The organism is Geotoga petraea, assembly GCF_900102615.1.
GTDB lineage: Bacteria > Thermotogota > Thermotogae > Petrotogales > Petrotogaceae > Geotoga > Geotoga petraea.
The window spans coordinates 25,749-36,590 of the sequence record NZ_FMYV01000011.1; the positions used below are offsets into that span (position 1 = coordinate 25,749).

The following is a 10,842-nucleotide window of genomic DNA, read 5'->3' on the forward strand; positions in this document are numbered from 1 at the left end:
TTTGGTTTTATATTTTGAGATCTATTTTGTTTTCTATTTCTTCGAAGAATTTGTCGTCGTTTAATAGTTTTTCCATTTCTATTATGTCGTTGTGGATTATTCTGTCTTTTTCCATGAATGTTACTTTTTCTCTTATTTTGTCATAGATGAATCTGTTTGTGGATGAGAGATTGTCTTTTTGGTCTTTTATGTCTATTGCCTGTGCAGCAGCCAAGAATTCTATGGCAATTACTTTTTTCACGTTTTCAACGATTTGTTTTGCTTTTCTTGCAGCTATTGTTCCCATGCTCACATGGTCTTCTTGGTTTGCAGAAGAAGGGATAGAATCAACGCTTGCGGGGTGTGCCAAAACTTTGTTTTCTGAAACAAGAGATGCCGCAACGTATTGAGGGATCATGTAACCAGAGTTTAGCCCACCGTTGTTGGACAAGAACGCAGGCATACCAGAAAGCTGAGGGTTGACCAATCTTTCTATTCTTCTTTCTGAAACATTTGCTATTTCAGAAACAGCTATTCCCAAAAAGTCCATTGCCAGTGCGACTGGTTGTCCGTGGAAATTTCCACCTGAAATTACTTTTCCGTTTTCAGGGAATATCAACGGGTTGTCTGTTACTGCGTTTATTTCTTTGTTCAGTATGTCTGACACGTAGTTTATCGCGTCTTTTGATGCACCGTGTATTTGAGGGATACATCTTATGGTGTAAGCATCTTGAACTCTTATTTCTGCTTGTTTTGTTGTGTTTTTGCTGTCTTTTAATATGTTTCTCATGTTTTCGGCTGTTTTTATTTGGCCTGTTTGGTTTCTTATTTCGTGTATTTCTTCGTAGAAAGCGTCTGTTATGCCGTTAAGAGCTTCTGTTGTCATTGCTGCTGATAAATCAGAAAATTTGGCAAGTTTTATAGCGTCTGCTATTGCGTGCACTCCTATTGAAGTCATGACTTGTGTTCCGTTTATTAAAGCGAGTCCTTCTTTTTCTTTCAGATGAATGGGTTTTAGCCCTTCTTCTTCAAGTGCTTTTTTTGCCGATATTTTTTGTCCTTTGTAGAACACTTCTCCAAGTCCCATTAAAGCCAACGACATATGGGCAAGTGGAGCCAAATCTCCAGATGCACCGAGGCTGCCTTGTTCTGGAATAAAAGGAGTTATTTCGTGGTTCAATAAGTTTTGAATTTGTTCAAAAGTTTCTCTGCTTATTCCTGAATAACCTTTTGAAAGGTTGTTCATTCTTAGTATCATTATTCCCCTTACTATGTCTTCTGGGAGAGCATCTCCTACGCCACAAGAGTGGCTCATTATGAGATTTTCTTGGAGCATTTTCAATTCTTTTTTTGATATTTGAACGTTGCAGAATTTTCCAAATCCAGTGTTTATTCCATATATTGGGTAGCCTTTTTCAACTATGTCTTCTATTATTTTTCTTGCTTTGTCTATTTTTTGGTACGCATTTTCACCTATTTCTACTTTTGCTTTGTTTTTGGATACTTTTAGGACGTCTTTTACTGTGAGATGTTGTGAGTCTATTATTAATTTGTTCATCGAGGTCCTCCTCTCATGAAATTTATTTCATGTTTCTATTATATATTAATTGATTAAAAAACTCAAAAGACTAATTTTGTTGGAAGAGTAGGAATCGCTTGGCAATTCCTGTTGTTAGTTGCTGGTTGTTAGTTGTTCGTAAAAAACAAGAGCTAAAAAACTTTGCGTATGTCATGTCGACTAAACGAAGTGCATGGAGACATCTGATCAGTCAATTTTCGTAGAAAATTTAAAAGGTTTTAGATTCTTTGACAGGGTCAGAATGACAAGGATTTCTGTATTTAGTCTAAAAGTTTATCACCAAAGATTTCAATGCCAAAAGCACCCAGAGGAGCTGTGAATAGTATAGATAATACAGCTAAAGCGAGAATTAAATTTCCGCTTGCTACTCCAGCTGCCAATGGGACTGCTCCTATTGCAGCTTGAACGGTAGCTTTTGGGACGTATCCAATTATAGAAAATATTTTTTCTTTTTTGTTTAAACCAGAATTTATCAAAGAAATTAGTACGCCTAAACTTCTAAAAGCTAATCCAATGGCTATTAACAACAAACCCTTTAACCCGCTATCTAAAGCTACCTCCAAATTAACCTGTGCTCCAACGAGAACAAAAAGGAGTATTTCTGCCAACACCCAAATTTTTTCGAACTTTCTTGCCAATCTATGGGCTACTTCTTGTCTTTTTTCTAATATTATGAACCCAATTGTCATTACACCAAGTAAACTTGCTATTTGTATATAGGAAGATAAGACATCTTCGAAAGTTGTTAAAAAAATGGATATTGCCAATATGTACAACACTTTTTTGGTATCTCTTAGGTGGTATTTTTCAAATATTTTGACAAGAAGAAATCCAAAAATTATTCCAATTCCAATTCCAAGACCTATTGATAAAGGGATTTCGAGTAGTTTTATTGGTATGTTTATATTTTTGCCTCCATATAATCCCAAAAATGTTGAAAATAGAGTTATAGCGACAACATCATCAACAGAAGCACCAGCGAGGATCATTGTTGGTATTGCTTTTTTTTCGCCTTTCCCCTTTTCCATGAGTTTTAGCATCGATGGGACAACAACAGCTGGAGAAACTGCTGCGATTATAAATCCGAGTATTCCACCTTCTATAAAAGAAAGTTTGAATAACCACATTGATGAAAAAGTTATTGCAAACCCTTCTAAGAGGTTTGGTATAAAAGACAATTTTATTGCTGGTTTTCCAACTTTTTTTAGGGTACTTTTTGATATACCAAGTCCCGCCCTTAATAGAATTATTATTAGGGCGATTTTTCTTAAATCAGATGATACATTCATTAATTCTGGGCTAAGCCAATCTAAAGCGTATTGGCCGATCAACATTCCCAAAATAAGCATTCCAAGAATTCCAGGTAGATTTATTTTTTCGAATAACCATTTGAATATAAGTCCCAATAATATTACTGTTGCTAAACTAAAAGCCATATAAGTTCCTCCCTCTCTATTTAGATATAAAAAAATCCTGTTGGTAAGAATTGTGGTTACCAACAGGAGTCATTAGCTTTTATAGCGGTTGAGGTGAACTCCATCACCTTTTATGATATTATATCATAGAAATTGAAGATTTCGGTTGGATGTTAGTTATTGGTAAAAGACCAAAACAAATGCATAAGTTTCTTTTCTAACATATTTAGAGGGAATTTAAGGCAAACTTAGTCGAAATAAAAAGTTGGGAAATCATTAAATGGTTTATGTTGGATGTTTAGGGATTCAGGTGTAGAAAAAAATATTAAATATAAAAAGGTTGATATGATTATGATATAATTTATTATAAAAATGTATAGTGAATATAAGTTTTTGATATAATATTGTTATGGAGGTGTGGCTATGAATAGAGATAAAATAGACAATAAAACAAAGCTATTTAATTTAATTCTGTTGTATATATCTTATTTTAGAGATTTTGATGGAGTTAAAAAGTTAAATAAATTATTGTACTTCACCGATTTTGAGTATTACAATAAATATTCTAAATCAATTACGGGATTTAATTATCTAAAATATCCTATGGGACCTGTAATTGAAAATTATTCAGAAATAATCAATGAGATGGAAAATAAAAAAATATTAAAAAGAGTTGAAAGTAGAATTCTAGGAATAAATAAGACTTATACTGTTCATAAATTAAAAAAGTTAGTGGAACCTGATTTAGAACTATTTGAGAAAGAAGAATTACAAGTTATTAGAGATGTTTGGTACAAAAATGAACTAAAAAGTGGTAAAGAGTTGGAAGAAGAAAGCCATGTCGATGCCCCTTGGGTTCTAACAGAATTTTATCAACCAATATCGTATGATTTTGTTAAATACAGAAATCAAGATTTGGATGATTACACTATTTCTGAAATAAAAGCAGAAAACTCTTATAATAGAGCAAAAGAATATAAATCTGAAGCTGAAAAAGATTTTTATGAAAATAATGATTATGATCATATAACTCTTTATTTCTTTTAAAAAACATAAACATTGGGATCAAAATAATAATAGGTTGAAATATTTTCATAATTATAAAATAAAAAAAAGACTAGCTTTTGTATTAGATATGTAATAAAGAGTGCCCAAAATAATAAAATAGGCACTCTTTTTTATATTAATATTATTTGTAACAATAAAAAATTTCACTCTGTAAAATTAACTGATGTGATTTCTCTACCAAGGTAGTAATGACAAAAAAGCCTAAACCTGTGCTACGCACTTTACCTCTATCACGCTTAGAGGGAAATAAAACAAAATTATTACAAAGTAATTATTTTACAAGGGGGTATAAATTATTTATGATTTGATTGTTATAGGAACAGGACCAGCGGGGCTTTTTGCCGCTGCAAATATTAAAGATAAAAAGGTATTGATTCTTGAAAAGAATAAAGAGGTTGGCAAGAAACTTTTGATTTCTGGTACAGGGCAATGCAATTTGACTCATGATGGGAAGATTTACGAGTTTTTCGATAAATACGGCGACAAGAAGAATTATATGAAGAAGATTTTGAAGAGGTTTACCAATGAAGATGTGATTAATTTTTTTGAGGAAAGAGGTCTTGTTTTTGTTAAAGATAAAAACGGAAAATATTTTCCAAAATCGATGAGGGCAAAAGATGTTTTGAACATTTTGTTGGAAGAGATATCGAAAAACGGACACGAGATAAAAACAGATTCTAAAGTGGTTAAAATTGCAAAGGGGGATTTTTTTAGAGTTTTTACAAAGGATGAAGAGTACAATTCCAGATCTGTGTTGATTGCGACAGGCGGGAAATCTTATCCAAGGTTAGGAACAAGTGGGGATGGGTATAAATTTGCAGAATATTTTGAACATAATGTCGTAGAACCAAAACCAGCTCTTACACCAGTTAAGATTAAGAATTTTGATTTACAGGTTTTGTCAGGTACTTCTTTTAATGATGTGAAGATAAAGATTAAAGGTAAAGATGTTAAAAACTCGGGTGATTTGCTAATCACACATTTAGGTTTTTCCGGGCCTGCCATCATAGATTTTTCCAGATATATTTATAATGATGATGTTTTGCAAGTTTCTTTTTTGAACTTTAAAAACAAAGATGTTTTTAGAGAAGATTTTTGGAATAAATTGAAAAAATATCAGAACGAAACTATTTTTTCTGTTTTGAAAAAATACGATTTGACTAAAAAATTTATTTTGAAAATGCTAAATGATTTGAATATCGAAGAAAAAACGTTTTGTGGAAATTTGAATAAAGAGAAGAGAAATTTTGTTGTTGATTATCTTATAGATCATGAGTACTATGTTGATGAACTTTTTGGATACGATCAGGCAATGGTTACTGCTGGGGGCATTGATTTAAAAGAAATAGACGTTAAAACAATGATGTCAAAAAAGGTAGATGGGTTATTTTTTGCAGGAGAGGTTTTGGATGTTGATGGAAACACGGGAGGATACAACATTCAATTTGCTTTAACTACTGGAAAGATAGTTTCTGAATGTTTTAAATGAAATAAAATTTATACCGATTTTTAATAATATGGTTTTATAATATCATTACTTATATTTGGGGGTGGTGGAATATGAAGAAAATTTTGACTTTGTTTGTTTTGGTTATGATATTGAGTTTGTCAGTTTTTTCTGTTTCTTTTTTAACACCAGATGCGGGAATAGTTGAAGAAGGACATATTTATATAGATACTTTTAACCCGGCGTGGGGGCTTAAATGGGGACTTTTTGGTTTTATAGAAACTGGAGTTTCTCAGGTGAACAATGGTGGTTATATTAAAGCAGGATTTAACAATATTCAGGGTATTCCAGTTAAATTTAGTGTAGCTTATTCAAGTGATTTTTTTTGGTATTCAAATGTAACTTCTGCTATAGGTTATGAAACAGACCTGATTTATTTTGACGTCGGAGGTATTTTTAATCAACAAGAAGAGTATAATTATGAAACTGAAACCAGTTCCATAATAAATAACTATGCTGCTTTTGCAAAAACCAGTTTGAATATTTTGAAAGAAGAAACATCAGAGAGTTTTATAAACATAGAAAGTGGACTAAGTTTTGACAAGAATTTTGCTTTGGAAAACTATATGGTTTCTTTTTATGGAGTTCAACATTATTACAACAAAATATGGATTTACGATGGGTTGAACCTTTATGCAGGAGTACAGTTTGTTAACGATGTTGGAAGTGAGATTATTTTAATGGAAGATATGAAGATTGTTTTAGGACTTTCAAGTAGAATAAAAATATTTTAAAATATAAAGCAAAAGGAAGAGTTTTTAAACTCTTCCTTTTTTAATATAGTTTTTCGATCATGTTGTTGTATAGGGTAACTAATTTTTTTCTCTGAGTTTCATCAAAGTACCAAAGTGCTTTTAAAACATCTTTTTTATCGAAGAATTTGTTGTCAGGTATTTTCAACGTGGTTTCTATTTTCATGTTTATCTCTTGAAGGCGCGATATGTTTTCTAACAAAATAGTGAGCATTGTTCTGCTTTTGAAGTCTATTTTTTCGGAGAAAAATTCGTAAAAAACAACGAGTTTTTCTTCATCAAATTGTTTAAAGGTTTTTTTCAAAAGCCTTTGCTTTGCTTTTAGAAATATTGAACTGTAGTCTTTGTATATTATGTATAAAATCATTTTTTCGTTGTAGTTCAATTTTAGGTCTTCGTTGTTGAGGATCAAGTTGTATATATTTCTAAAGACTTTTTTGTTTAATTTTTTTATTGTTATCATTATTGTTATTAAGTCTATAAGAAAGTCTCTCGATTTTTTCTTCCGTATTTCGAATATGAACTTTTCTATATTATTGTCAAGGTAACTTTTGAATTTCTCAACACTTATTTCATAGAAGTTTTTATCCTGAAAAAAGTCGTCTTGAAAAAGTTCGTATAGAGTTTTTGCATGTACCCTGTCGGATTTTCCGTTTATTATATTGTGAGCAGCTCTTTTTCCAAGTTTGGCTTTTTTAGAGAATTTGTTTATGCCGAATGAGTCTATATAATCTTTGAATAAGTTTTGAACTTCTTGGGTGTTTCTGTAATACTTTTTGTTAAGGTCAAGGTCAAAGACCTCTGCATCTCCAGATTCTTGCAAATTATCTAACTTCGAAAAAGATTTTGTGAGTACAAATAGTTCTGTTATGTACCTGTAGTAATCCCTTTCTTTCAGATATTTTAAATATTCATCGTATATGTTTATTATTCTGTTTTCAGATGAAAAGTAATAAGAAGAATAATACGTCGCTGTTCTCAACAACCAATATCTTTTTTTGGGATCTTTGTTTGCTCTGTAAATATCCAAGATGTTTGCGATAATAAGAGATGGATTAGGTATTTTTTTTGCTGTTATTATGGATTCAAGGTTTAACTCTTTTTTTAACTTTGGGTTATCTGTAGTTCTGGCTTTCACCATCATGTGATTTGAGTGTAGATAGGGATCTATGTGATAGTCATCTGGAATTTTTTTGTTTTTTTCGAGTATTTTTGCATCCACACTTATTAAAGCGTTTGTCACGATTTTTTTTGCGGGTTCTGGAATTTTTTCTAGATTCATGTACAAGTTGTTGAATATTGATAAATATTCTTCGTTGTTCAATATGAAGAGAGAAGACATTTTAATCGTTAACAATAAATAGTATATATTCATATTAGAAACGTGCTCAATATTTTTATCGAGCACTTTTATTACCTGTTCATGATTAAATTTTCCATAAAGATTCATAACCTCTAAGTAAAATATAAGGTCTTGATCCTTTTTTTTCTCATATTCGTAATTAAGGATTGGTCTTCCAAAAAAACCGTAACGGTTTACGTCTAAGATGATTTTTTCAATACTATCCATGTTATCTTCCTTTTATTATGATTTACATTAATATCATATCATATTAATTTAAATAAGTTCTTTCCATTTGTCGACTTCTTCAACGTGTATGAATTTTATTCCCACTTTTTCGGCTGCTTTGTCAAAGTCTGTGTCTCCTATTATTATAGCTTCTTCTGGAGTTATTTTCAATTCTTTTAAAATGTTTTCAAAATATTCTTTGTGCGGTTTTGTTGTGTTCGAGTTTTCCATGTGTGAAATATATACAAAGTTTTCGGGTTTCGAACACATATTCTTGGGAATAGAGGGTTAGAAGCAAAGTCGAGTTTATGGCGTCCAAATACATTTCTGGGTCTAACCCTGTATAATCAAACAACGCCCCATAATAAGTTTTTGCATATGTTCTCTCGTCTGTTAAATTCAATGTTCCGTCATAGTCTAAAAATATGTACATATCCTACCTCCTGTAATAATAGTCTTTTCAATTATACATCATTAAGTTAATAAACATATAATTATGATTTCCTTTTTTCTTTGTTATGTAATATAATTTTATAGAATACTTTTTTGGGGGAATTTTTTATGGAAAAAAGGTTTGTAAAATTATATCTACATAAAAGTCAATCAGCTGCTCTTGAAAAAATGCTTGAAAAAGATGAGATTACGATCATGTCTAAATCACAAATAGATGAAAAACAATATCAATATGAGTTTATCATCAACGCAACTGGTAGTGATAATTTATTAGATAGAATAGAACATGATTTTTCAAAGATAAAAGATTTCCACATGTATTTTTTCAACATAGAAGCAGAAATTCCAAGGCCAAAAGAACCAGAAAAAGAACCAGAAAAAGAAGAAGAGAAAAAGGAAAATAAATATGTGTTTCAAAGGTTGACAAGGCAAGAACTCTACAACGATATAAACAAAGACGTCACCATATCAGTATCTTACATTCTTTTGATTATAATTTCTTCTATTATTGCCGGGATAGGTCTTATTAGGGATAACTCGACTATTATTATTGGTTCAATGGTTATAGCTCCATTTTTGGGTTCTAACGTGTCTCTTGCTTTTTCTACAACTATTGGAGACAGAAAAACTCTTTTACAATCTTTAGAAAAACTCTTTATTGGTATAGGAATCTCTTTTTCGATAGCTTTGTTATGGGGATTTTTTTACAAAATTGATCCAAGTGTCTACGAAATAGCAAGCAGAACAACTATAAGTATTACAGATATTATTCTGGCTTTTATAACGGGAGTTGCAGCTATCCTTTCTGTTAACAAAGGTGTTGTAGACGCTCTTGTTGGAGTTATGGTTGCTGTTGCTTTTATGCCCCCTATCATAGCTTCTGGGCTTTTGATTGGGAATGGAATGATTGATAAAGGGCTGTCTGCTTTGTTGTTGTTTTTTATAAACATAGTAGCAATAAATTTGGCCGGAGTGTTGACTTTTTTAGTGGAGGGATTGAGACCTTCTACTTATTGGGAAGAAAAGAATGCGAAAAAGTACAGAATAATATCTTTGATAATTTGGATATTTTTGTTAAGTCTTATGTCTTATTTGCTATATATTATTTTTTAAATACAAAACCCGACTTTTTTAAAAAGTCGGGTTTTAATTTATTCGCAGATAGGCAAAATGCCTTCATAAGAAATTATTCCATTTTTGTAAGAAAGCTGTATAGGGTATATTTTTACTCCAACTTTCATAGCTTTGTGAAAGGTTTCTGCAAATTTTGTGTCTGTTTCCTTGTTTGGTCTGAAGCATTCGCTTTTCCCAAACACAAGGAGTATTATTGCAGCTTCTTCTCCGTTTTCTTTAATTTCTATTAATTCTTCAAGATGACGGGTTCCTCTCAAAGTTGGTGAATCTGGAAATTTAGCTACCCCGTCTTCAGTTAGGGTACAACCCTTTATTTCTATCCAAATTTTGTTGTTTTTTGCATCTTCTACAAGATAGTCTAATCTACTTTTGTTGTATTTTACTTCGGCTTTTATGTTTCTTAGCTTTCCAAAAGGATTTATGTTTTCATTGTTTAGGATAAAATAGCTTATGTTTCTATGGTAAGCTGAGTTTATCATTATTTCTTCGCTACCATTTTCAGCTGCTATCAAGTCCCATTTGGTTTTTCTTTTTGTGTTGTTGGCCTTTTTTATCTTTATTTTATTTCCTGGGTATAGCAGTTCTTTAAGCCTTCCTGGGTCGTGCACATGGATTTCTTCGTTTTCAAGGTCAAGTTCTGGGATGTCAACTTCTGCAATGTATCTGTTGGGTCTAGACTTAAAAATAGCTGTGTAGTCAGTTTTTATTTCCATTAATTTCATTTTTATCACCTTTTTTTAGTAGAAAAATGTGGAATTTATCATCAATACATTATACTATTTAATAATTGAGTACAAATAAAATTATTATTTTTTTGATATTACTAATTTGTTATAATAGAAGTATCTTAAATAATTTTAATGTAAATATATATAATATTTATTTATATTTAAGATTTTTTACGTAATACTTCTTAAATGATTTTAATATGGCCTTTATGTTTTTTGTTATAATTTTAGTAGAAAAGTTAAAAGCATAAAAGCCTAAACACCCCTGTGCTGCGCACGTCCCCTCTAACACATTTAGAGGGGAATTAAAGGCTAAAGTCCATGGGTTGGATGTTGGAAGTTAAAAGCATAAAAGCCTAAACACCCCTGTGCTGCGCACGTCCCCTCTAACACATTTAGAGGGGAATTAAAGGCTAAGTTCATGGGTTGGATGTTGGAAGTTGTTAAAATCTCCTCTTAATGTGTAAGAGGAGGGGACCACTTTAGTGGTGAGGAGTTTAGTGTTTTAAATAAACAAAGGTGAAAAATGCATGATTATGAAGAGTTAAAAAAATTTGCTAAAGAATTAAGAAAAAAGAGTACAATATCTGAAGTAATATTATGGAACGAGTTAAAAAACAAAAAGTTCTATGGCTATAAATTCAATAGGCAAAAAAT

11 protein-coding genes and 1 riboswitch are annotated in these 10,842 nt (G+C 31.3%); of the genes, 5 read left to right on the forward strand and 6 right to left on the reverse strand.

The annotated features are described in order from the left end of the window. Positions 1-7: 7 nt before the first annotated feature. Both hutH and BLS00_RS09950 read right to left on the reverse strand, forming a co-directional pair. The gene (hutH, locus tag BLS00_RS09945; protein WP_091405592.1) at positions 8-1,537 is read right to left on the reverse strand and encodes a histidine ammonia-lyase; all 1,530 of its coding nucleotides are present in this window, start codon (positions 1,535-1,537) and stop codon (positions 8-10) included. 281 nt (positions 1,538-1,818) lie between these two features. Next, positions 1,819-2,994 carry a cation:proton antiporter gene (locus BLS00_RS09950; RefSeq protein WP_091405593.1) on the reverse strand — a complete coding sequence of 392 codons (1,176 nt, stop codon included), beginning with the start codon at positions 2,992-2,994 and terminating at the stop codon, positions 1,819-1,821. A 56-nt stretch (positions 2,995-3,050) separates the two neighbouring features. Next, positions 3,051-3,111, reverse strand: a riboswitch (Fluoride riboswitch). Between the two features lie 285 nt (positions 3,112-3,396). Here BLS00_RS09950 and BLS00_RS09955 point away from each other — a divergent pair. The 3 genes from BLS00_RS09955 (at position 3,397) to BLS00_RS09965 (ending at position 6,282) form a co-directional block, all read left to right on the forward strand. Then, complete coding sequence (locus BLS00_RS09955; RefSeq protein WP_091405596.1) at positions 3,397-4,020, forward strand: Panacea domain-containing protein; 624 nt, start codon at positions 3,397-3,399, stop codon at positions 4,018-4,020. A 325-nt stretch (positions 4,021-4,345) separates the two neighbouring features. Further along, entirely contained in the window at positions 4,346-5,530 is a 1,185-nt protein-coding gene (locus tag BLS00_RS09960; protein WP_176759907.1) for a BaiN/RdsA family NAD(P)/FAD-dependent oxidoreductase, read from the forward strand. A gap of 71 nt (positions 5,531-5,601) precedes the next feature. Continuing rightward, positions 5,602-6,282 carry a hypothetical protein gene (locus BLS00_RS09965; protein WP_091405601.1) on the forward strand — a complete coding sequence of 227 codons (681 nt, stop codon included), beginning with the start codon at positions 5,602-5,604 and terminating at the stop codon, positions 6,280-6,282. 40 nt (positions 6,283-6,322) lie between these two features. Here the strand turns inward: BLS00_RS09965 and BLS00_RS09970 are convergent, their stop codons facing one another. Genes BLS00_RS09970 through BLS00_RS10530 form a run of 3 tightly spaced genes read right to left on the reverse strand, consistent with a single transcriptional unit; the run spans position 6,323 to position 8,303 of the window. Beyond that, entirely contained in the window at positions 6,323-7,870 is a 1,548-nt protein-coding gene (locus tag BLS00_RS09970; protein WP_091405604.1) for a hypothetical protein, read from the reverse strand. A gap of 48 nt (positions 7,871-7,918) precedes the next feature. After that, entirely contained in the window at positions 7,919-8,140 is a 222-nt protein-coding gene (locus tag BLS00_RS09975; protein WP_091405606.1) for an HAD family hydrolase, read from the reverse strand. Beyond that, positions 8,058-8,303, reverse strand: a complete 246-nt coding sequence (locus BLS00_RS10530) for a hypothetical protein (protein WP_143012957.1) — start codon at positions 8,301-8,303, stop codon at positions 8,058-8,060. Before BLS00_RS10530 ends, BLS00_RS09975 begins: the two co-directional genes overlap by 83 nt. 128 nt (positions 8,304-8,431) lie before the next feature. On the opposite strand from BLS00_RS10530, the gene BLS00_RS09980 reads away from it, so the two are divergent. Next, positions 8,432-9,436, forward strand: a complete 1,005-nt coding sequence (locus BLS00_RS09980) for a TIGR00341 family protein (RefSeq protein ID WP_091405609.1) — start codon at positions 8,432-8,434, stop codon at positions 9,434-9,436. 38 nt (positions 9,437-9,474) lie between these two features. On the opposite strand, the gene sfsA is transcribed toward BLS00_RS09980, so the two are convergent. After that, positions 9,475-10,179: a DNA/RNA nuclease SfsA gene (gene sfsA / locus BLS00_RS09985; RefSeq protein WP_091405611.1), complete on the reverse strand. Its 705-nt coding sequence runs from the start codon at positions 10,177-10,179 to the stop codon at positions 9,475-9,477. A 532-nt stretch (positions 10,180-10,711) separates the two neighbouring features. Between sfsA and BLS00_RS10940 the strand changes: the two genes are divergently transcribed. After that, the coding region (locus BLS00_RS10940; protein WP_143012958.1) for a DUF559 domain-containing protein at positions 10,712-10,842 on the forward strand (131 nt) is incomplete at its 3' end.

What these genes read in the sequence shown, in the direction of transcription:
- BLS00_RS09950 (WP_091405593.1), bottom strand. Translation starts at nt 2,994, where the DNA reads ATGGCTTTTAGTTTAGCAACAGTAATATTATTGGGACTTATATTCAAA.
- BLS00_RS09975 (WP_091405606.1), bottom strand. Translation starts at nt 8,140, where the DNA reads ATGTGTTCGAAACCCGAAAACTTTGTATATATTTCACACATGGAAAAC.
- hutH (WP_091405592.1), bottom strand. Translation starts at nt 1,537, where the DNA reads ATGAACAAATTAATAATAGACTCACAACATCTCACAGTAAAAGACGTC.
- BLS00_RS09955 (WP_091405596.1), top strand. Translation starts at nt 3,397, where the DNA reads ATGAATAGAGATAAAATAGACAATAAAACAAAGCTATTTAATTTAATT.
- BLS00_RS09965 (WP_091405601.1), top strand. Translation starts at nt 5,602, where the DNA reads ATGAAGAAAATTTTGACTTTGTTTGTTTTGGTTATGATATTGAGTTTG.
- BLS00_RS09980 (WP_091405609.1), top strand. Translation starts at nt 8,432, where the DNA reads ATGGAAAAAAGGTTTGTAAAATTATATCTACATAAAAGTCAATCAGCT.
- BLS00_RS10530 (WP_143012957.1), bottom strand. Translation starts at nt 8,303, where the DNA reads ATGTACATATTTTTAGACTATGACGGAACATTGAATTTAACAGACGAG.
- BLS00_RS09970 (WP_091405604.1), bottom strand. Translation starts at nt 7,870, where the DNA reads ATGGATAGTATTGAAAAAATCATCTTAGACGTAAACCGTTACGGTTTT.
- sfsA (WP_091405611.1), bottom strand. Translation starts at nt 10,179, where the DNA reads ATGAAATTAATGGAAATAAAAACTGACTACACAGCTATTTTTAAGTCT.